Annotated in this window: 23 protein-coding genes; 14 read left to right on the top strand and 9 right to left on the bottom strand. The window is 58.1% G+C overall.

What is annotated here, in order from left to right; genetic code table 11:
• Positions 1–324: 324 nt before the first annotated feature.
• Positions 325–501, top strand: coding sequence for a hypothetical protein (locus ACXAJT_RS22845; protein ID WP_475239552.1), 177 nt, complete (start codon positions 325–327; stop codon positions 499–501).
• A gap of 177 nt (positions 502–678) precedes the next feature.
• Here ACXAJT_RS22845 and ACXAJT_RS22840 read toward each other — a convergent pair whose 3' ends face one another.
• Together ACXAJT_RS22840 and ACXAJT_RS22835 are read right to left on the bottom strand one after the other, a co-directional pair.
• Positions 679–1425, bottom strand: coding sequence for a hypothetical protein (locus ACXAJT_RS22840; RefSeq protein ID WP_475239545.1), 747 nt, complete (start codon positions 1423–1425; stop codon positions 679–681).
• Positions 1426–1496: 71 nt separating this feature from the next.
• Positions 1497–1829, bottom strand: a complete 333-nt coding sequence (locus ACXAJT_RS22835) for a hypothetical protein (protein ID WP_475239542.1) — start codon at positions 1827–1829, stop codon at positions 1497–1499.
• Positions 1830–2055: 226 nt separating this feature from the next.
• On the opposite strand from ACXAJT_RS22835, the gene ACXAJT_RS22830 reads away from it, so the two are divergent.
• The 3 genes from ACXAJT_RS22830 (at position 2056) to ACXAJT_RS22820 (ending at position 4520) form a co-directional block, all read left to right on the top strand.
• Complete coding sequence (locus tag ACXAJT_RS22830) at positions 2056–2769, top strand: type IV toxin-antitoxin system AbiEi family antitoxin domain-containing protein (RefSeq protein WP_475239539.1); 714 nt, start codon at positions 2056–2058, stop codon at positions 2767–2769.
• A gap of 48 nt (positions 2770–2817) precedes the next feature.
• Positions 2818–3915, top strand: coding sequence for a WGR domain-containing protein (locus tag ACXAJT_RS22825; RefSeq protein WP_475239536.1), 1098 nt, complete (start codon positions 2818–2820; stop codon positions 3913–3915).
• Between the two features lie 134 nt (positions 3916–4049).
• The gene (locus ACXAJT_RS22820) at positions 4050–4520 is read left to right on the top strand and encodes a hypothetical protein (protein ID WP_475239533.1); all 471 of its coding nucleotides are present in this window, start codon (positions 4050–4052) and stop codon (positions 4518–4520) included.
• Here ACXAJT_RS22820 and ACXAJT_RS22815 read toward each other — a convergent pair.
• Complete coding sequence (locus tag ACXAJT_RS22815; protein WP_475239531.1) at positions 4517–4975, bottom strand: hypothetical protein; 459 nt, start codon at positions 4973–4975, stop codon at positions 4517–4519. The genes ACXAJT_RS22820 and ACXAJT_RS22815 overlap by 4 nt on opposite strands.
• 116 nt (positions 4976–5091) lie before the next feature.
• On the opposite strand from ACXAJT_RS22815, the gene ACXAJT_RS22810 reads away from it, so the two are divergent.
• The gene (locus tag ACXAJT_RS22810) at positions 5092–6045 is read left to right on the top strand and encodes a nucleotidyl transferase AbiEii/AbiGii toxin family protein (RefSeq protein ID WP_475239529.1); all 954 of its coding nucleotides are present in this window, start codon (positions 5092–5094) and stop codon (positions 6043–6045) included.
• A 2-nt stretch (positions 6046–6047) separates the two neighbouring features.
• Here the strand turns inward: ACXAJT_RS22810 and ACXAJT_RS22805 are convergent, their stop codons facing one another.
• Both ACXAJT_RS22805 and ACXAJT_RS22800 read right to left on the bottom strand, forming a co-directional pair.
• Complete coding sequence (locus ACXAJT_RS22805; RefSeq protein WP_475239527.1) at positions 6048–6698, bottom strand: hypothetical protein; 651 nt, start codon at positions 6696–6698, stop codon at positions 6048–6050.
• A gap of 143 nt (positions 6699–6841) precedes the next feature.
• A complete protein-coding gene (locus ACXAJT_RS22800; protein WP_475239525.1) occupies positions 6842–7210 on the bottom strand; it encodes a hypothetical protein in 369 nt (122 codons plus the stop codon).
• Positions 7211–7354: 144 nt separating this feature from the next.
• Between ACXAJT_RS22800 and ACXAJT_RS22795 the strand changes: the two genes are divergently transcribed.
• Together ACXAJT_RS22795 and ACXAJT_RS22790 are read left to right on the top strand one after the other, a co-directional pair.
• Positions 7355–7870, top strand: coding sequence for a hypothetical protein (locus tag ACXAJT_RS22795; protein WP_475239522.1), 516 nt, complete (start codon positions 7355–7357; stop codon positions 7868–7870).
• Positions 7855–8799, top strand: a complete 945-nt coding sequence (locus tag ACXAJT_RS22790) for a hypothetical protein (RefSeq protein ID WP_475239520.1) — start codon at positions 7855–7857, stop codon at positions 8797–8799. Before ACXAJT_RS22795 ends, ACXAJT_RS22790 begins: the two co-directional genes overlap by 16 nt.
• A gap of 1035 nt (positions 8800–9834) precedes the next feature.
• Here ACXAJT_RS22790 and ACXAJT_RS22785 read toward each other — a convergent pair.
• The gene (locus tag ACXAJT_RS22785) at positions 9835–10326 is read right to left on the bottom strand and encodes a hypothetical protein (protein ID WP_475239517.1); all 492 of its coding nucleotides are present in this window, start codon (positions 10324–10326) and stop codon (positions 9835–9837) included.
• A gap of 1237 nt (positions 10327–11563) precedes the next feature.
• On the opposite strand from ACXAJT_RS22785, the gene ACXAJT_RS22780 reads away from it, so the two are divergent.
• The 7 genes from ACXAJT_RS22780 to ACXAJT_RS22750 all read left to right on the top strand — a co-directional run bounded on the left by ACXAJT_RS22780 (position 11564) and on the right by ACXAJT_RS22750 (position 15394).
• A complete protein-coding gene (locus ACXAJT_RS22780) occupies positions 11564–11803 on the top strand; it encodes a hypothetical protein (protein ID WP_475239513.1) in 240 nt (79 codons plus the stop codon).
• Positions 11800–12129, top strand: a complete 330-nt coding sequence (locus tag ACXAJT_RS22775; RefSeq protein ID WP_475239511.1) for a hypothetical protein — start codon at positions 11800–11802, stop codon at positions 12127–12129. Before ACXAJT_RS22780 ends, ACXAJT_RS22775 begins: the two co-directional genes overlap by 4 nt.
• Before the next feature lie 65 nt (positions 12130–12194).
• Positions 12195–13376: a DNA translocase FtsK gene (locus tag ACXAJT_RS22770; protein ID WP_475239508.1), complete on the top strand. Its 1182-nt coding sequence runs from the start codon at positions 12195–12197 to the stop codon at positions 13374–13376.
• A gap of 24 nt (positions 13377–13400) precedes the next feature.
• On the top strand, positions 13401–13763 hold the full coding sequence (locus ACXAJT_RS22765) for a hypothetical protein (RefSeq protein WP_475239506.1): 363 nt from the start codon (positions 13401–13403) through the stop codon (positions 13761–13763).
• A gap of 70 nt (positions 13764–13833) precedes the next feature.
• Complete coding sequence (locus tag ACXAJT_RS22760; protein ID WP_475239505.1) at positions 13834–14544, top strand: hypothetical protein; 711 nt, start codon at positions 13834–13836, stop codon at positions 14542–14544.
• Positions 14541–15023, top strand: a complete 483-nt coding sequence (locus ACXAJT_RS22755; protein ID WP_475239504.1) for a hypothetical protein — start codon at positions 14541–14543, stop codon at positions 15021–15023. Before ACXAJT_RS22760 ends, ACXAJT_RS22755 begins: the two co-directional genes overlap by 4 nt.
• Entirely contained in the window at positions 15020–15394 is a 375-nt protein-coding gene (locus ACXAJT_RS22750) for a hypothetical protein (protein WP_475239502.1), read from the top strand. Before ACXAJT_RS22755 ends, ACXAJT_RS22750 begins: the two co-directional genes overlap by 4 nt.
• Positions 15395–16170: 776 nt before the next feature.
• On the opposite strand, the gene ACXAJT_RS22745 is transcribed toward ACXAJT_RS22750, so the two are convergent.
• From ACXAJT_RS22745 to istA, 3 genes are all read right to left on the bottom strand, one after another.
• Positions 16171–16815, bottom strand: a complete 645-nt coding sequence (locus ACXAJT_RS22745) for a metallophosphoesterase family protein (RefSeq protein WP_475239500.1) — start codon at positions 16813–16815, stop codon at positions 16171–16173.
• Between the two features lie 85 nt (positions 16816–16900).
• Positions 16901–17743, bottom strand: coding sequence for an IS21-like element helper ATPase IstB (gene istB, locus ACXAJT_RS22740; RefSeq protein ID WP_475239495.1), 843 nt, complete (start codon positions 17741–17743; stop codon positions 16901–16903).
• The gene (istA, locus tag ACXAJT_RS22735) at positions 17740–18972 is read right to left on the bottom strand and encodes an IS21 family transposase (protein WP_475239624.1); all 1233 of its coding nucleotides are present in this window, start codon (positions 18970–18972) and stop codon (positions 17740–17742) included. Before istA ends, istB begins: the two co-directional genes overlap by 4 nt.
• Positions 18973–19109 lie beyond the last annotated feature (137 nt).

The raw sequence follows: 19109 nt of genomic DNA, 5'->3' as shown, positions 1-19109 counted from the left end.
GGGTGACCTGCAAGACCGTCTGATGGCCGGTTTCTGATGTGTGGAGGCTGGCCATTTTCTTTGCATCGCGGTCATCCCATGTCAGGCCGCACGTCCTGCACTCAGCCGTGTTACCAGATGTCCGGGTTCGGGTTGGCAGAAGGCGATCGTGTTTCATCGGTGTCCGTCGAGTTGGTGGAGAAGGGGCATTGAGCAGCGCGCATTGACCACACCTCATCTAGTTTCTCAAGGCAGCGCGGAGCACAAACATGAGATGGCAATCGATGAAACGTGAGAGAAAGCCCTGACGCTCATTATAGCACCCTCACAAGGAGTCTCTTCGCCATGGGAACATTAGAAAGGGTTTTGTTGGTAGTCATCGTGATGCTCGTGGCAGTCATCTTGATGCTCGTGCTCTGCCCGCCAAAATACGACCCAGTTATCCGCCTCAAGGAATACTTCGATCTGCGGCGCCAGCAGCGGGCACAGAAGGCGCTCCAAAACAAAGAGGAAACGAAATGATCTGCTATCGAGACCGTGCCTTCTGTCAAAGTGATTGCACTCGGGTGTCTTGCTTTCGCTTTCCTACCGACGAAGATAGGGCGGCAGCCTCCGAGATGGGGCTGCCGATGAGTTTTCAGGATTTCTCGAACACCTGTGAGGACTACCTGCCGCCGAAAGGTCAGAATCGATCTGGTGTCAGCTTAAGATCGGTCCGCTGCCAAGCGCGAAGCACTGGGCAATCAGCCGTGAGAAATATTTCTCCGCCTGCATGCGCGCGGCGCGCTTGCATTCATAGGCTTCCGCGCTGCGTTGGATCCCTTCGTGGGTGGTGAGCTCCCAGGTGAACGTGCCAGGCTGCTCTCCCCTGCAGATGCGAAAGACGCCCATAGGCGTATTTGCTTCGCTCTCCGCGCTCCAGGCCAGATGCGGTCGTCGCAGCCCACCGTTGTCTTCGAGGCGCTCCGAGAGGGCGGCTTTGACGCGCTGGGCGTACTTGGCCTCAGTATGTTCCATGGCCATCTCCAGCGTCTCGACGTAGCAGGGGTCTTCGATGTCGCCTTCAACGAGAGAACGACAGCCCAAGACTGGGTTGTAGCTGATCTCGGCGTGGAAGGGGACGATCTTCCCTCGGGCGGGAAGCCATCCGTTCTCGGCGAAATAGGTCACCGGGTCATCAGGCCAGTGCAGATCATTTTCAGGTTGAGCGTCGAGCGCATGCAGGAGGCTGGAGATCAGCATGTCCTTTTTGCGGGCGTCGTCGGGCATTTCCCAGTCAGGATCGCCGAAGTCCGCGCCCAGAGCCGTAAGCACCGCATGGCAACGGTGCTTCCAGCTCGTGTGAGTATCAGAGGCCGCCTGGATTGCATCCTCAATGCGCTCATCAGCAGATGGCTGGTCCTCGTAATCCTGTTCTGCGGGGCTGACGGGAGAGTGCTTGGCCATAGCGTTATCCTTTGATGATTGAAAAGGATAAATGATCCTGTACTCGCTCGCCAGCCAAAAGCGCTTTCAGGTCACATTTTCATGCCCGGTTGCTGATCGATCTCCGCTGAGAAGTCATCAAGGGCGGCGTCGATCTTCTGAAAGACGGTTGTCATGCTCATCAGATGTCTTCGGAACATCTTGTAGCTATACATTGGATCTCCCGCGGAACATGTCCTGGCCCGGCCGAGGTAGGTTTCGGCGTGTCCGATAAAGGCTTCTGCCTTCGACATGAATTCAGAATCCGTGTGATCAGCTCCGTTGGCAGACAGTTCCTCCAACCTGGAAACACGATCCGTGATCTTTTCTTCCAACTTCTCGATTTCTTCGCGCATCATCTTACGCAGTTTGACTGACTTGGACATAGTCTCCCTCCGTGGCACATGCCCCTTCTGCACTAGCATCTGCCTCTCTCCTTGGGTGCGGCCTCCTAATCAACATGCGCAAGAAGATGATTTTTAAAATACCACCTTTCGCAAGAAGCAACCAATTTTTTCTTAAAACATGATCAAATTTGTTCCAGTTTGGCATGCCGCACTTTCTTGCTGTCCATTGATTATCTGTGGATCAAGAGGAAGACATGAGGAAGTGATGGGCCCCAAGATGCGCGCAGGAATGGAAGTCATGGCAGACGGGAAGGTGTACACTTCTCGTGAACTGGCGGCTAAGGGGGTCAACAGGAGGGTTGTCTCGCGGTTACGAGAAAGTGGCTATGTGCATGAGATCGGACGCGGCAGGTTTTTCCTAGACGAGGAGTACGTAACCAAGCGCCTGTCTGACCACGACACCGATGATATGTTGGAAGATTTCGCGAGAGCTTGCATCGCGGGTGGCGACAAGTCGGTGATTTGCCTGTATTCAGCCGCACAATGGCATGACTTCAGTATCGATATGGTCCCCTACATCCAAGTTGGAGTTCCTCACACAAGAGGAGCGCTCAAGGGGGACCGGGAACTCCTACAGTTCATTCGCTGGCGGGCTGAGGAAGCCGTCGACATTGGTATCGAGCGGACAGTCAAATTCAAAGGCATCGAGGTGCGGGTCACCGACAAAGAAAGAACCCTGGTTGACCTCATGAGATATTGCCCTCTGGCGGGAGACCGTGGAGGGCTTTTGATCGACGAGGAATCAGTTACAGAAGCGGTCGCATCCTATTTTCAGAGCCCGGAGTCAAACCCAGCCAGGCTAATGGCGATGGCTGAGCAGTTCGGGGTCAGAGAACCCTTCGACATTATCATTAAGAATAGTCAGAAGAACGTTGGGACTGTCGGCGCCGAGGAGGACTGGGCGCCTGCTTTCCCTTGAGTGTTCTACCTTTGTTCGCTATTCTATTTGCATACTGAGGAGACAATTATGGAAGAGAAATCGATCGCGCTGTTCTTTACGCAGGGAAGCTCGGATAAGGAGTATCGTGTCCAGCTCACCAAAGAGGCTGACGGCTGGCACGTCTATGCGCAAAACGGGCGGCGGGGGAAAGCTCTGAAGTCGGCAGAAAAGTCGAAGGGTGGCATGGACTACGAAGCCGCCGAGAAGCTCTACGCCAAGACCGTCAAGTCCAAGACGAGCAAAGGCTACACGGAAGATCAGACCGGTGCGGCATTCGCAGGTGGCGAGAACGCAGGCCGGAAGACTGACTTCGACCCGATGCTTCTCACCGCGATCTCCCACGAGGAAGCGATCGCTCGTGGCGGCAAGCGACTTGCGCAGCAAAAGCACGACGGCGAGCGCCGTGGGATCTTGTCGGGGCCGGAGGGCATTCAGTTTGCCAACCGGAAGGGCCTTGAGGTTGGTGTGCGCGAGACGATCTTGGCAGACGTCCAGAAGCTGGCCATGGACCTCCCTGAGGGATTTGTGCTCGACAGCGAAGATATGGGCGGGCACCTGGTCGTTTTCGACGTCATCAGTCACCCGCTTGTGGTGAAGGGCGAGACCACCTTCGAACGCCGTGCGCAGGTTCTTGAGGCCCTTTCGAACTACGTGGAGACGGCGGGGCTGAGCACGCTCAAGGTCGATGTCCCGGTACCCGAAGAAGAGTTCTTCGCCACGCGTGAGCCCCACATGCGCGAAGCCGGCGCAGAGGGCTACGTGCTCGTTGAAGCTGACAGCGTCTATGAGGCCGGTCGTCAACCGTACGCCTGCAAGATGAAGTATGTCGAGAGCTGTACCGCCCGCGTGAAAGCGTGGAACGGTCAGAAGTCTTCGGTGCGCCTTGAAATGCTGGACGGCGACGACTGGATCGAGGTGGGTAACGTGACCATCCCGCAGGGCGCTGAGACGTTCCCCGAAGCAGGCAACCTGGTCGAGGTCGAATACCTCTATGCCTACGAGGGTGGTTCTCTCTATCAGCCCGTCTTCAAGGAACTGCGTACGGACGTCGATGAGGATGCGTGTTGCCTTGGGACACTGAAATTCAAGAAGGTCGAGGAAAGCGCGCCCGCACCGGCGATGTGACGGCGCCACGCGCATTGGGCACAGCAGGCTCTGGCAGACAATGTCAGGGCCTTTTCATTTCTGGACAGGAGCCGCGTTCGACGGCTAGGGTCGTCGCCATTCATTTTCAGAGTTTGTGAATTTCAGAGGATGCAATGGCACAAGGTCTTTGTCCGAGCTGCGATGGCAAGGGAGAAGTCGGCAATTTTGTCTGCGGCTTGTGTGGTGGTACCGGGTTCCCTCCTGAGCAGGAGGGACCTGGCATTCGCAAAAAAGGTGATAATAGACAGCTTCCGCCGGTCGAGGGGGTGCTTAAGATCGTCGGCTGGGTGCTTGTGGCAGGTGTTCTCTACGCAACATATCTCGCCTACCAAAACGCTCCAGGGACAACGTCAGACAAGGCATTTTCAGCGAGCATCACATTTGGGGTCCTCGGGTTTCTGCTGATTGTTCTGATGCGTGCGCTGCAGTTCTTCTTCGTGGTCGCTGGCGCGATCATCATAGGTGCCGTGATCGACCATACGGTGAATGAGGGCGGTGTCTCACGATCTGTCTTGGCGACGGCGGGGCCTCTTGCTCAGTCACTGAGCGAATGGCTGAGCGGGATGATTTCCGGCTCCTACTAGCTCAAAGATCGTATCGCGGCCGGGTGCAATGGGGACACTCGATCCAGCACTTCCATAGCGCGCGAGACGTCCTCTTCGGAGACTCCCATGAGCGGTTTGGTTCCCGTATCGGCATCATCAATACAGTAGTCGCGGAGCTGCTCTTCGGTGTCGAAGAACTCTTGAAGGGGCTCACCGACAAAGCAGATCTCCGAGACATGATCGAGAACTTCTGATTCAAGCCTGTCGCCGAAGATGTCTCGAGCGACAGGACCGTCGGGACCTTCTATGAGCGCGTAGACGTGGATAACGGCGAAACGGTAGTCATCACCTTCCGCCCCCTCGAAGACCTGTTCGCCGTCCTCCACCACAAGGAAGCCTCCGCCGTCTCTTCGTACGGCCGCAATGGCAAACGCAGCGCATTCGCCTTCTGAATAGTCGATCTGCTCGTCCTCGGTGCTTTCAAAATCGCGCACTTCGCTAGTCCTTTGTCTGCATCTCCTCTGAGGTGGAGGTTCAAAGGCATAGTGCCAGCGGAGCCATCAATCTTGCTTCGGCCCGCGCACCTCCATGGAAATTCTAGGAGGTTTCCATGGGCAAGGTTGTCAGTCGTCTTGGGGTGTCCAGGAACGAGAAGCTCAAGAACAAGGCGAGAGCCGAAAAGATGCCGTATCGTTATCTGGCGGACCAGTATGCGATCACGGGCTTTCTGCGCAGGATGGCGAGATCGGAATGGTCTGACTTTTTTGCGCTCAAGGGCGGCATGATGATGGTGGCCCTCACCGGTGAGTGTAAGAGGCCCACGCAAGACGTTGACCTCGATGGCGATCGCAGCCTCTCTCAGGAAGAGCTCACAGAAGCACTCAGGCAGATTGCGACGATCGATTTGGGCGACGATGACGACGGACTGGCATTCGATGTCGACAAGATCGCCATCAAAAAGGATCACACGGCCGGCGGCCTCATCAACGGCGCCAAGGTCAAGCTTCCCGTTTCGATCGGCAAGGCTGGCAACCTCGCGGTTCTGATCGATGTCGGGTTTGAGAATGTCGTGACCCCAGAACTGCGGCGTGCCAAGCTTCCGGCTCAGCTCGATGGGGAAGGCGATGTCGAGGTCAACATGTACCCCATCGAGACGTCGATCTCTGAAAAGTTCAGGGCCATGGTTTACTACGGTCGCTCGAACAGCAGACTGAAGGACTTCTACGACATCCAGATGTTCCGCACGATGTCAGAGTTCGATGGTGAAATCCTGGCCACCGCCATTGAGCGCTCATGCGACAAGTTTGGCTTCAAAGTCCCAACTCTGGACGAAATCCCGGCCTTGAAGCCCGATCCTGAAAATGTGGAAGCCTTCAAGGGCCAGTGGGGGTCGTTCCTTCGCAAGAACGGCATCGATGCCGGCGCCTTCGAAGAATGTCAGCTCGAGATCCGCGAGTTCTTGGGACCGGTGATCGACTTTATGAACGGGGAAGGGCCAAACCCCGGTAGGTGGGATCCTGAAAAGGGATGGGAGAACGAGGTCAGCCACGTTCTGGCGATGTGAGCTTATCGCGCAACTCTTGTTTCCAGCTCACCGCTTGCGTTTGGCAGTAGCCCATCTGCAAGCGTGGTGACAATCCCATAGACCGCGACCTTAGCTTCGTCTTCTGACTTCTTGCTCCTCAGCAGCCGCCCGAGGTTGGACCCGCGGCGCGAGGCCTCTGGTTCCAAGATCAACAATGCCATTTCCAGGAGCCTGTGCTGGACGATGTCGGCTTCGTTCGGGGCCAAGGAGAACTCCAAGGCCTCGATCCGAGGGCATGCGTTCAAGACGTCATTCAAGAGTTCGCCGTGTTTGCTCTCTTTGGCACAGCTGAGGCTCATGTCGATAATATCGACCATCTCCTGGCGGAACGTCTCGTAGGACATCTCAGTCGTTTGACTGTTGAACCCGACACGCCGCTCCACCCAAAGAGCATCGCGCGCAGGATCATGGGTCAGCGAAAGCCCCTCGAGGTCGAGCTCAGATTGTCCCGGCACGTTGAGAGAGCGGTGCAGGCTGGTCGCCTCTGCGAACAGTGAAAGCTTCTGAGCTTCCTCAGCTGTAAGTTCACAGCTTATGCGCGCGAGACCACTATGCCGGGGGTCTCGGTAGCTCAGCGAGAAGTGGACGTTGCCGTCCTCGCGCGGGGTCAAAACGAAAGTCTTGGCTGCCATGCCCGAGAGGTATCTCTGGCGCCGGCCTGCTTCAAGGGAGGAGTTCGCACCGCGCGAGATAGCGCCGGTTGTCGTTAGCACAGTGGATCTCAAGGTAGTTCAGAAATGTGGAACATGTTGGAGTGCGTATCCGCAGGTAGGCATTACGGTGACGGCGCCGGTTCGGGTGCGTCCTCCAGCTGGATATAATGCACTTCTCTGCCTGAGAGATGGGCTGCCATGAGGTGATGGTTTCCGTCGATGACGTTGTCTCCACGCATGACGATCACGCACTCGGCTTCGAAGTTCGCTTGCTTGGAGCGAATGAGGTCCCACTGGTCGGGATCAGCGAAAGCATGCATCGCCTCCGCCATCGTTAGATCCCCGATGGGTGTCAGCGCGCCTGCTGTCTGTGCATGTGTTAGGGTGCGGACCTCAAATTCGAACTCGAGGGCCTCTTCGCTGAGTTCTGAGAACAGTAGGTCGATTTCGTCGTCGAGATCGTCCTCTGGGTAAAGGTCCTGAATTTGCATAGTTCATCGCGTCGTTTGAAGACCAACAAATGGAGCCGGCTTACACCAAAGACAAACTAAACTGGCCGGTTTTTGTTGACACGTCCGAGCATCGTGGTGAACCTCGTCGTCAGCTATTTGCTTTATATTTAGGATTTTTTGAATATGAATTCTGGTGGCGGCCGCGGGAGTTTCCGGGTCAAGATCGTCAACGTAATCGTCAACGTGATCCCTGCGCTTGGCATCGCTGAACGGCTTATTATGCTTGCGCTGACCGCTGCAGGCTTTGTTGTTACCTACCTCGCATATCAACTGAGTGTGGAATCCAGGGCCAGCGGGCGCAATGAGGCATCGGCCCAGATCGAGACGTCCCCGAGCGCTGTGCTTAATGATTTCTCGATCAACAACGACCGTGTGCAGGCGAACATTTCAATGTCTGAGGGCGCGCCGGTGTTCACGAGTGGCTGGGCATGCTCAGGGCCCACTATGACGGCAATCGATTTGGATCGCAGTGCAAGCGGCGGCTACGATCTGAGCTTCGTGGATGCCACCGGCTTTTCACTTTGGACTCTGATCTTGGTAAGCGACGAGCGCACTGCGACATTGTCGCTCGATCTCTACTCGGGTCGAGCCCAGAACTTCAACTGGCGCGAGGAGGGCATACTTTGCTCCGATATCTAGCACTGCTCTTGGCTTTCGTGGTCGCTTCTTCGACGGCCTCGGCCGACGACTACGATATTATCGGAGCTCGCCGTGCTGCCGACTTCGGCGGCCATCGCATTTGCGACCCGTCGTTCCAAGGTGACCCGACGATCGGTCTCAAAGACCTGCGGAACTCTCTCTGGTCGTCAATCGGGGAAAGCAGCGGTGAGAGGGTCTCTTATATCGTCGGTGCGCCATGGTGCCCCTACTGCGCCAATGTCTACAAATTGGCTGCTAGGGGCGACACGGATGTAGAGTATCGCTTCATCCCGCAAGACCCACGCGACGCTACCGGTCTCCTCAAGATGATCGATATGGTGAAGAATGGGGCGGCTGGTCTCGAAAGGGTGTACGGAGGGAGCGGCCCTTACCGGGCGCCGAGCAATATTAGCAATCATGATATCGAGTTCCTCGGAGACGCGCTCTTGTTGAATGCCCACATCCTGAAAATGGAGTGGGAAACTGCGATCAAGGAGAACTACCGAGCAAACAACGTTACAGGACGCATGAGTTGGGCTAGTCCGGTCACAATAGAGGCTCGGACGCGCGAGGGTGCCATTTTCCCCATCGCATACGTAGGTATGCCTCTCAGGAGCATGACGAATGCCACCTACATAGGAGATGCGCCGACTTCAAATAGCCTCATCGAGCTTGTGAAGGCTCCGCCGCGTATAGAGCCCGCATCCGGCAGGTTCGATGACTCGAACATGGACATAGTCGAGGTACACTCCATGCCAGACGAGCAGTCGCCGCGGTTCTGCTACGAAGCGGACGCCTATTGGTTTCCGCTGCAGGGATACGTGAACCACCGCGGGCAAACTTGGGCTCGGATTAGTGCGCTGTCGGTGAGCCGTGCCGGGTCGCAGGGTAGGCCGATCGAGGTCTCGGGCTACGTGAGGGTCCGTTAGGCGGACAGCTCTTCCTACGGACCATGTGTTCACGTAATGTTCCGGAATGATCCGCGACTCGTTTATTGGCCCTCTCTATACCCTCCACGTTGACGACATAGGCGCCGGCCATGCTGTCCGCGTAAAGTGCCTTTGCGGGGCGGGACCCTGGTATCTCCATGGCTTCTGGCTTCGTCAGAGGCACAGCCCTAGTGAGTTTCTTCGTCGGATCGCGGAGGGTCTCAAGTGCCCAAGCTGCGGCTCGCGCAACACAATGGCATGGGACATCGTTGAGGCTCGGGCACCGAGCGAGCGTGATTCGGCCACCAAAGCGGTCGTGTGAGAACGTGTGGCCAATGGAAAGGAGGGCGTGGTCGCCCTCCTTTGAACTGATGCCTAGCCAGGACTGCTTTTCGCGGAAGCCAAGTCGGTTGCGGTCGAAGCTCCGCCCAGCTTGTCACGGACACCTTTCTCCGGAAGCTGGAGCGGATGGGGCTGGCATCCACATCGCAGGTCACCAAGGCGCGCCCGGCGAAAGGCGTGAATCAGGACGCGCTCTAAAAGCCCGATACGAGCAGATCGGTCGCCGCGACGATATCATCTCGCCAGGCGGAGGCGCTTCCAACGGCGGGCCCGATGTGGGTTCCGGGTAGAGCAACCAATTGCGACATGATGATTGCCTGCGGCACGCGCCGCACGTGAAGAGCCCGGTTCGAGACCAGTGCCGGGTGACGCGATCTCCTGCCATCTACGATCGCCGGCATTGTGCACAGTGGAGTCATGCCAGGATCGCCAGTGCTCCATGATTTCCGTTTGCATTCAGACTGTTACTTCATCGTTTGGTATAACCAGTCGTTAAGGTAGGACAAATTTCTACTGGCGTGCGCCAACTTCATGCCTCCCTCTGCCATCTCCTTGCGCTGCGCAGCGCGCACATACGTCAGCGCTTCCCGTGTGGTCTTGTGGCCAAGGGAATCCATGATCTGCAACTCATTCTCGCCATTGTTGGTAAGCGGCGTAGCGCCACGCTGGCGCAGGCCGTGGGCGCGGCATTTCTCAGGCCGTGAATAGTTTTTCGGTCTTCCAAGCCCAGTTCATCACAAGCTGCCCGAGTGGCAGCTTGTGGATTAGGCGGTCTGTCGGGAAAATACTGTCGAAATCCAGAACGTAGTCACCGGCACGCAGCGTGTTTTCCTCGCCTTGCCCAGCCTTCCAAAAAAACACTGCGCTGTCGGAGAGCGTTTCAAGGTCTAGGCCGTGAGGGTGCTGCGCAAATTTAACTCCCATAATGCAGTTGCCGATGGCGCTGGCGTTGAGCAACCCGATGTCTGAAAGGCTTCTCATAAGTCCGATACCGATAAGGCCGTCGCGGGTTACGAAGTAGCGCCCGGCTAACTTGATGGGCGGCGCGGGAAGGATGTCTCGCTGGCGCCAGTTGGCAATCTCTTGCATGGACGCCCCCGTGACCTCCGCCGCAACTGGTACGGGAATGGTGTACGAAGTCCGGCCCAGAAAGTTGTTAACAATCTCCTTTCTTTCTGGTTCCATTGTATTGCCTTTGAAATGTTGCAGAAGATGTTGGCTGTTACGGAAACAGTTAGGCACAACGCCGCGTGCGTTGCAAGTATTCCTTTTTTGCCTTGCCTAGTTCCGCGCCGCGCCCACGCTTTAACGGAGGAATTCAGGACCGCGCGGTGTCGAATTGCACCGGCTGCCCCAGCTTCTGGGTGGCTACTTCTGCAATCATTGAGGCAATCGGCTGTAGGCCCCACTGCGCCAGATGGCGCTGGGGCTCCCGTGCAAGTGGCCCGGCCGTCTTAGGTGAAGATAGGTCGGGCAGGATGCCAAATGCTGTGTCGATCGCATTGCGGTTTCGCAGGCCATACTCCGTGAAAGGTCCGTCATAAAGTCATGGGGCTTCCAGTCCTGCCAGAAAGCGGATGCGCTCGAAGAACTCGAGCTAGGCGTTCTCATCTGGCGCGACCTTCTGGATCTCGGCGAAAGTGATGTTGTCAGGAGCTTTGCGACCTGAGCAGTGAGACGTGGCCAAGTAATCTTGGCTGAGGTCTCAGATCGAGAAACGAAAACACTAGATTTTGTGGCGCGGGATAGTCTTGACCTGCTTTGACTTTCAGCGATTTCCGGAAGGGGCGCTCCTTCGTTGGCAGAGGCTCGGTAGCATAATGTCGCCGAGCAGGACCAAGTGTCGAAATGACAATTCATGAATCAAAAATGTCGGTTAGGCTAATTGGAGATGCGAGCGCGCTCTCCGGGGTGATGTGGGAGGAGGGAAGAGTTACTTGGATGGAATCATGAAGACGCCTAGAGAGTGTGACCGTTGCAGGGTAGGAGCGCGGACCTTGTGCAAAATTGCGTGCACTGGTGGCAGGCGCTGGAAGCCTCATGAGCGCGGGATCCGGTCAATTCCCGACGACGGGACAATCGTCCACCAGGGGGGGGAGGGCTCTCTGGTGGTATGCATTGGGGGGGGGGTTGCGGCAAGCGTTGCGAGCCTGAAGGGAGGTCGAGCTCAAATCGTGGCACTTCATTTCCCTGGAGACATCGTCGGGGGCTCCCGAAAAGGCATGTCGATGACTGAGCTGCGAGCTGTAAAGGGCTGCCAAGTCTGCATATTCGATGCGGCTGTATTTGCGGGGATGGTCGAGAGCAACGTTGAACTGAGATCAATGTACATCGAGCGCGCAAGCGACGACCTTCGTGCCATGCGCCAGTGGATGACGGTCTTAGGGAAAAGGAGCGCTCGCGAACGTGTGGCAAGCCCAGCTTGAGCGCAGCGCTGATCGAAATGCGCGAACTCATTGAACAAGCAAAGAAGCAATGCGATCCAGAGTGGCCATCCTGGATGGAGGACCTCGCCATCTATGAGGCTCCGCCTGATGCGGAGGACCCGATCGAAGATGGGAGGCAGCTCTACACGACCAAGGCTGTGAACGTGCGCGCAGCACCCGAGGGGAGCGGTTGTGACTATTTCTGCGACTACGTACCGGGGGTGATGCGCGGATGATGAAACTTTTTGAATTCGAGCGCTGGGCACGGATCGTGAAAACTCTTCGGTTCGGCGTCCTTCTGATCCCTTTCACATTGGGCGTCTACCTGGGAGAACCACACGGCATTATTGGCCAGGCAGCCCTCTTCGCGCTGGGCGGGTGGTTCGCCATATGCGCGCTGATCTTCATGGGGTGGCCACAACGCACTGACAGAAGCCCTTCTCCGACAGTCGTCTACCGTCGTCTGCCCGAGCAAAAAACGCACCTGGCGATCGAGGACAAGCGTGAGAGCTTCGCGGATAGGTTCCGACGTACGCACGAGGGAACCGCCACGATCCAATAAAGGATTGAAGGGTTGCGAGTTATTCTTTTTCATGCCATCATTTGAGCAAGTAAAAGGATAGCTTCATGTCTGGTGATTTTAAGAAACGCGCCCTCTCACTTGAAGGCCACGTGGCCTCTTTTCGAGATGCTTGGGCAGATGAGCCCTCTATCGCGCCGCACATGGAAAGCGCGCCGGGAATGACCACGGGAGGGGTGCTCTATGTTTTCTCCGAAGGCTTGGCGCTCGTAAACGACCTGCTATCCGAACTCGACACCGCTCATGCGGAATCCCAGCGCTGGGCGAACCTTCTCGGTCCGGCGGACGACATGATCGCTGCGCTGGGAACAGTGCTTGTGGAAGCCGGGCACATGCATGCGGGAAATATCACCGGCACGGCAGAGGAAAGCACGACAAAGGATTATCAAGCGGCTTGCGCCAATGTCCTCGCTGGCGTTTCCAAGGCGCTCAATGAGAACGCTCTTCTCAAAGATGCGTCGCAAGCTCCGCTCGATGTCGCCAAGCGCATTGTGGCAGACGCAGCCTCCGTGATCGCAGCCGAAGAATGGGACAGCGAAATCGACGACGCTGACGATGTGGCTCAGTGGGCTCATCTGTCTCAGCGCAATCGCGACCGGATCATGAAGAACGTGCTCGGCGCGATGTTCAGCGACATGGACTCCTCCGTCCACCGAGCCAAAGAAGCCGAGGTTCCGCCCGCAAAGGTCTTCTCGCCCGATGACGTTGTGAAACTCGGGAAGAGCCAGGTAGATGGCAAATATCATCCCTACACCTGCGCGAACCGCGGTGATGGAAAGCACGGTACCGTTTATGGTGATCTCGGGGCCCTCATTCCCACCGTGAACGGGTGGATTTGCCCGTTCTGCGACTACAAGCAGGGCTGGGCACATGGCGTCGCAAATCCTGAGCAGGAGGATAGTCAGCACGTGACGCAGTCCGTCGTCGATAACGGGGATGGGACCAGTGATGTGACGATGAGTCTGCCTCGCGTAGCACAACCGAAGACGAGCCAGCCAATGCGGCATGATATCGAACACGCGGCAGAGATCGTGGCTCTCCATAACCGCGCGTCGACCTCCTTCGTTCAGATGCGGATGAAGTGCTCCAATGCGTATGCGCGCCTTCTCATTGAGGCCCTCGAGAAGGAGGGCATCATCGCTGCGCCGAACCATGTCGGAAAGCGCGAGGTGCTCGATTTCAGCCCTCTAACGAAGGCGGGTGGCTTTCGTGCGGTGAGCAATCTGTAAAGATCACGGAAGTACGAGATCCCCATGAGCATTGTGCAATCTGCCCAGCGCAGTTGGTCGAGCTACGTTGTCGCTGTCGAAGCGGAAGCTTTCGAGACGCTGAAGAAGGCTGAGCAAAGATTCAGGATCCGCTCTGAAGACAGCCTTCACGCGCGCCTCGAGGGTGGCGGACCGGCTGGAGGTACCCGAGAGGTCGCGGGGGTCTTTGACGTCGACTACAGCGGCCATTCAGGGCCCGAGATCCACTACAGCGTAGACGCAAAAAACGACACCGACGCACTGCACGTTGCTGTCGAGGGGATCATTCAGAGCCAACTTGATAGGGCCAAAAGCCTGCCCAAGTCGGTTCTCCCATGGCGCCGCAAGCAGAGCGTCGCAGCATCCTGAAAATGCGAGAGACACCGCTTACCAGAAATTCAGGGACTTGGTTCCCGATCCCAAACGAGAGGACATCCGAATGACCTACAAGCTCCACTACCCCATGCTGCTCCCGATCAAAGGCATGATCGACGAGGGCGGTGTTGGCTTCACTGCTGAAAAGGCGTCTGCAGCCCTGCGTGCCATGGCCGATCGCCTGGAGGCAGACCCGAGCATGCTGCAAGAGACATTTGGGCGCCAACCGGTTGCCAGTGACCGTGAAAACCGCTGGATCCTTCGATCAACCACGAAGCCGAATGTGGTGCGCAAGGCAGACCGGAGCTGGGTTGAGGTCGCCCCCAAGGATATCGATCTGGCCGATACCCTGAATGCCGACGAGGTCGCAAACCTGAAATTCGGTTTCTACCAGGCCGACGAGCACAGTGTCTGGGTGCGCCCAGAGGATATTGGTGGCTTGCCGGTTCTCGCAACACTACTCGGAGAGCAGGGCGAGTTTCTCGGACAGGTCGACCTGCGCAGTTGGCTTGCGTGGGAAGAGGAGGAGAACATCGAGGTCTCCATCGCTGCGGGATGGGATTTCACGGAAGCCGTCGAGGAATCCCAGTGTGACGAGGCTGACCCGTTCTACGATGATGCGAACCTCGTGAGTTTGGTGCGCCGAGACCTCTCCTTCACAGCTCGTGTGCAGGAAGACATGATCCCACGCGCCATCGCTTACCTCGATGAGTTGCGCCCTGGCTTCATTGACCTGATCGGCGCGCGTCCGGCGGATGGAGGTCGCCCGAAATGAGCACGAGCGACCTTTATATCGTCAACGGAAAATCTCTGACCCATCTGGCCGAGTTCGACAACGGCTGGGGGTCGGGCCCGGCCTGCTGGGACCATCTCTCTGAAAAGTACCTTGGGGACCGTGCCCCCCTGGGAGGAAAGCGTTCCGAGAGGCTCTGGGACCTCTTCGATGAAGGGCGCCTCGAGGTGCAAGAGATGATCGCCCTCATGATGACCCGGGAGCTGTCCTACATTCCGCTGGGAAACCTCGAGGATGCTGCTCAAGCTTGTGCAGAGTTTGGCGATGAGTGCCAGCGGGAGGGCGAGGTAAACCACTGGCCTGCGATCGCCGAGGAGCTGCGGAAGGCTGCCACGCTCAAGCACAGCAAGCACGCCCGTGGCATCTGCCTTATCTGTACATCATCAGGGTCGGATTGGGAGGACGATCCCAAAGCCTTCGAGAAGGCATGGCCCATTTTTAAAGAAGAGACCGCAGCATGAATCAGTATAAATTTTTCAGAACGTTGCACGATGCTGGTGGTCTCCCCGCCGTTGCGTGGGCCGGCTATTTCCTTGTAAAGATCGGAGCGGGGGCGCTATCGATCCTCATGGTCGGTCTTGCACTTTGGATTTGCATTGCCTGGTATCATGAAGTCGTCCTTGCAGATGACCCTAAAGCAGATGTCGGGACTGATGCGGTCTACCGCTATGTGGAGGCCGTGCTCTTCACTGGTATCTTTGTGTTCGCCCTTTTTCAGGGAATTTTTCTGCTCGCTGGTATGATGGTGCTTGCAATCTTTGGGGCTGCTGGACTCGGCTGGTTGGGTGGCGGAGCGAGTCACATGAAAACTGTTCTTAAAAAGTCAGAATAGAATGTTAACCTTTGCTGGTGGAGTGCGTATTCAGGCAAGGAAAGACGAGCTTCGTGCCTTGATCTTGTAAGAATTCAGAAAGGAATACTTATGTCTACCCTCGTCAAAGTCGCCGCCGGCATCGCTGCCCTGGCGGCTGTGATCGGCCTCACTGTCGGGCTCTGCCGCCAATACTGCGGGCCACCTCGTCGCAATAGCTGCCGACCCGTCCCGGGATGGACGCCCAGCGCGAGTTCAGACCATTTTCCTGCGCCCCGCGCGGCTCTCTCATTGCTCAAAGGCCAGAGCTTTCCAGCCCGATCCCGTCCGGTTGTTCACAGGCCCGCACCTGCGTTCCCGAGGTCGTTCTGGCCCGGCGCTCGCCAAAATATTGAGCGTTGTCAGGTAATATGCCGTCAAAAAACTTGACTCACATGCAGTCCGGCATCATATTCGTCCGTGAAGGCTTTGGAACGGTGACGTTGCATTGCCTTTTTTTTATTTCGCCATCGCTATGCTAGCTCCTAGCTCGCGCGGTCTGAGGTCCTGCTGAATGCAGCCCTCAAGGATCACGTAGCTGCCACCCACGCTGTCTGCGACCATTTCACAGTATCCCACCGCATCATATCGCGGGACCGATTGAGCATGCGCTGGCGAGAGTGCCAAGCCAAATCCGGCAGTGACGACGAGACCAAATATGCGTTTCAAAGTGGCTACCCTCCAACGAACCTGTCACAGGAATGCCACTTTACGTGCTCTACGCAAGCCCAGGCACTATCGTCTTCCGCCAGCTGTGTTCATAGAGACGCGTGGTGCACGTTCCCTCGTGCGCTGAGGCCGACCTTTTCCCCAGATTGCTCGGTCGCCCGGGTGCCTACACCGTCCCGTGAGGCGCCCGGGCTTAGCTTCTGGCGAGGCAGCCTGAACCGGAAGGGCTCTGCTTTCGCCAAGCCGCAGACGTGCAGGCCATTCATGAGGCGGCCCCTGGAGGACGTGTGATGGTGTCCGTGAACGATCATCTTCGCCCCCATGTCGTCCGCCAACTGGTCTAGGGCCATGAAGCCGAATTTCGTCATGTTTGAAGGTGCTTCGTGCGTCAGAAGAATGTCCGCACCCAGGTTGCGGATGCGTTCGGCATCAGACGGGAAGATCGAGCTCCAGTGGCGGAGTGGAAGGTCGCCTCTCCACCGGGTCTCCGTTTCCGACATGAAATGCTCTGGGCTGTCGTACCGAGCTGCATCCTCGTAATCCATCTCCGGAAACCAGATGGCCCCGCGGAACACCCCGCCCAGCGCGCCCACGCGCAGTGATGAGCCCTTGAGCGTGCGGACGTCGCCGTGCAGATGGCCCTCCGGGTAGCTTCCGAAAGTGGCATCGAAGATTTCTTCGGAGTCTGTGTCGTGGTTGCCGTGGGTCCAGATGACCTCGACACCATCACGCACCAGCGGGTGTCAACGCCGTCTTAATTTTCCCCAAAAGCGCCGAAGTAAAATTCCCCACTACGGCGGTCGCTGCGATCAGCCGGCTTCAGAGATCGGCGCCTCCGTTGTGATGCTTTGGAGGACGCCCGCGACGCTTGGGGGGTGGCGGCGGAGCGATGGGTGCGTTTGCCCTGACATGCTCTGGAATGAGCTCGGCATGGGCGCGTAGCCGATAGCTGGCCCCTTCGATCTGGATAACGACCGCATGATGCAGGAGGCGATCCAGCAGGGCTGTCGCGACGACCGGATCTCCGAACACCTCGCCCCATTCGGCGAAGCCACGGTTGGAGGTCAGGATCATGGCGCCCTTTTCGTATCGGGCATTGACGAGCTGGAAGAACAGATTGGCGCCGCCGGTGGTGATCGGCAGATAGCCGATCTCGTCGACGATGAGCAGCGCAGCCCGGGCATAGAACCGGATTTTCTCAGCCAGTCGTCCCTCGCGTTCGGCCTGGCTCAGCGCGGCGATCAGCTCTGCGAGGGTGGCGCGATATACGCTTTGCCCGGCCTTGACGGCCGCGACGCCGAGAGCGGTGGCGAGATGGCTCTTGCCGGTGCCCGGCGGCCCGAGGAAGTGAACGACCTCGGCGCGCCGGATGAAGTCGAGCTGGGCCAGTGCCGCGATCCGCTCCCGATCGAGCGAAGGCTGGAAGCGGAAGTCGAAGCCTTCGAGCGTCTTGACCGGCAGCAGCTTGGCCGTGCGTAGCGCGACGTCGATCCGGCGCGTCTCGCGGGTGGCGTACTCCTCGCTAAGAAGCCCGTCGATCGCTTCGATCGCGGTGATCTCGCCCGCCTCGAGCTGCCGCACCGTGTGATCGAGTGCCTCCAGCGCACGCGGCATCTTCAGGCCGACGAGGGCGCCGCGGATGCGGTCCAGAAGATCGCTCATGATTGCGACCCCGCAGCGGCCAGGCGTCGGCCTACCGCATCATAGAAGTCGAGCGGGCGCCGAAGCCCTTGCGATGACGGCGGTGGAGCGGGTCTCCTCGGCGGCGCCTTGCGATGAGCGGGGTCAATACGACGGCGAGCCTTGCCTTCCAAGATCGGGTGGCGCGCAATTAGCTGCCCGTCCTCGAAGATCCGAAGCTCTTCGGAGTGATGCTGGACCTCGAGTGTCCGGCGGCGGGTGGTGTCGGGCACGGAATAGAAGTTGCCGCCGACCGAGATCATCCCCTCCTTGCTCACCCGCCGCTCGACCGTCAGCACGGCGCTGTAAGGGATCGCCGGGAGCGGCTTCAGGCTTGGCTGCTCGTCGGCGAAGGCCGCGTCCACCACGCGTCGGGTCGTGGCATGAACCCGGGAATTGGCGACCTCGGTCCGCCAGGCCTCGAACTGGGTGTTGAGATCGTCGATGTTGCGGAATGTGCGAGCCAGGAAGAAGTCCTGCCGGATGTAGCGGAAGGGCCGCTCGACCTTGCCCTTGGTCTTGGCCCGATACGGCTGGCAAGCCCGCGGCACCGCGCCGTAGTGGTTCAACAACGCGACCAGCGCGGCGTTATAGGTGACCACTCCGGCCTCGTCTTCGCCGATCACCGCAGTCTTCATCCGGTCATAGAGGATCTCCTCCGGCACGCCGCCGAGCGCTGCGAAGGCCGCGATATGGCAGCGCAGCACCGATTGCAGGTTCTGGCTGGCGACGAACCGGCCCCAGAGCCAGCGGCTGTGCCCCAGCACCAGCGAGAACAACCAGACCTTGCGCACCACGCCCGGCTCGTCGGTGAACTCCACCGTGAACTCCGCGAAGTCGACCTGGGCCTGCTTGCCGGGTGGGGTCTCGAACCGCCGCTCGAACGGGGTGTGCCGCGTCGGGCGCACCTCGCGCAGGAAGTCCGTCACCGCGGTGTAGGCGCCCTCATAACCCAGTTCCCGGATCTCGCGCAGAAGCCGTGCGCCGCTGAGATCGGGAAAGGCCTGAACGCGTTCCTGGAGATAGCGCTCATAGGGTTCGATCACTCGGGCCCGTGGCTGCCGCGGCCCATAAACCGGAGCTTCCAGCCCCAGCTCGAGATATTTCCGCACCGTCTTCCGGTCGCAGCCAACCTTCCGCGCGATCGCGGTGATGCTGAGACCCTGGTTCTTCAAATCCTGGATCAAGACAATCTCCCTCAGTCCCTTCACCTGCCTGCCCCTGTCGTTCTCCGTTCGGAGCATCAGGCCTGTGTCCCGCGACAGAGCCAATTCCGAATAGATGAAGTTCGGAATTGGCCCTGACGCTCTCGTCTGGGGAAAATTCAAACGGCGGTTTCGGGGAGATT

The organism is Salipiger sp. ABF4_146 (genome assembly GCF_056161345.1).
The sequence above is the reverse complement of the archived record's forward strand: the minus strand, read 5'-3'. Positions and strand labels throughout refer to the sequence as shown.

Bases quoted from the DNA above. Each gene is read 5' to 3' on its own strand.
- ACXAJT_RS22845 (WP_475239552.1), top strand. From the start codon at position 325: ATGGGAACATTAGAAAGGGTTTTGTTGGTAGTCATCGTGATGCTCGTG.
- ACXAJT_RS22840 (WP_475239545.1), bottom strand. From the start codon at position 1,425: ATGGCCAAGCACTCTCCCGTCAGCCCCGCAGAACAGGATTACGAGGAC.
- ACXAJT_RS22835 (WP_475239542.1), bottom strand. From the start codon at position 1,829: ATGTCCAAGTCAGTCAAACTGCGTAAGATGATGCGCGAAGAAATCGAG.
- ACXAJT_RS22830 (WP_475239539.1), top strand. From the start codon at position 2,056: ATGGGCCCCAAGATGCGCGCAGGAATGGAAGTCATGGCAGACGGGAAG.
- ACXAJT_RS22825 (WP_475239536.1), top strand. From the start codon at position 2,818: ATGGAAGAGAAATCGATCGCGCTGTTCTTTACGCAGGGAAGCTCGGAT.
- ACXAJT_RS22820 (WP_475239533.1), top strand. From the start codon at position 4,050: ATGGCACAAGGTCTTTGTCCGAGCTGCGATGGCAAGGGAGAAGTCGGC.
- ACXAJT_RS22810 (WP_475239529.1), top strand. From the start codon at position 5,092: ATGGGCAAGGTTGTCAGTCGTCTTGGGGTGTCCAGGAACGAGAAGCTC.
- ACXAJT_RS22805 (WP_475239527.1), bottom strand. From the start codon at position 6,698: ATGGCAGCCAAGACTTTCGTTTTGACCCCGCGCGAGGACGGCAACGTC.
- ACXAJT_RS22800 (WP_475239525.1), bottom strand. From the start codon at position 7,210: ATGCAAATTCAGGACCTTTACCCAGAGGACGATCTCGACGACGAAATC.
- ACXAJT_RS22795 (WP_475239522.1), top strand. From the start codon at position 7,355: ATGAATTCTGGTGGCGGCCGCGGGAGTTTCCGGGTCAAGATCGTCAAC.
- ACXAJT_RS22785 (WP_475239517.1), bottom strand. From the start codon at position 10,326: ATGGAACCAGAAAGAAAGGAGATTGTTAACAACTTTCTGGGCCGGACT.
- ACXAJT_RS22775 (WP_475239511.1), top strand. From the start codon at position 11,800: ATGATGAAACTTTTTGAATTCGAGCGCTGGGCACGGATCGTGAAAACT.
- ACXAJT_RS22770 (WP_475239508.1), top strand. From the start codon at position 12,195: ATGTCTGGTGATTTTAAGAAACGCGCCCTCTCACTTGAAGGCCACGTG.
- ACXAJT_RS22765 (WP_475239506.1), top strand. From the start codon at position 13,401: ATGAGCATTGTGCAATCTGCCCAGCGCAGTTGGTCGAGCTACGTTGTC.
- ACXAJT_RS22760 (WP_475239505.1), top strand. From the start codon at position 13,834: ATGACCTACAAGCTCCACTACCCCATGCTGCTCCCGATCAAAGGCATG.
- ACXAJT_RS22755 (WP_475239504.1), top strand. From the start codon at position 14,541: ATGAGCACGAGCGACCTTTATATCGTCAACGGAAAATCTCTGACCCAT.
- ACXAJT_RS22750 (WP_475239502.1), top strand. From the start codon at position 15,020: ATGAATCAGTATAAATTTTTCAGAACGTTGCACGATGCTGGTGGTCTC.
- istB (WP_475239495.1), bottom strand. From the start codon at position 17,743: ATGAGCGATCTTCTGGACCGCATCCGCGGCGCCCTCGTCGGCCTGAAG.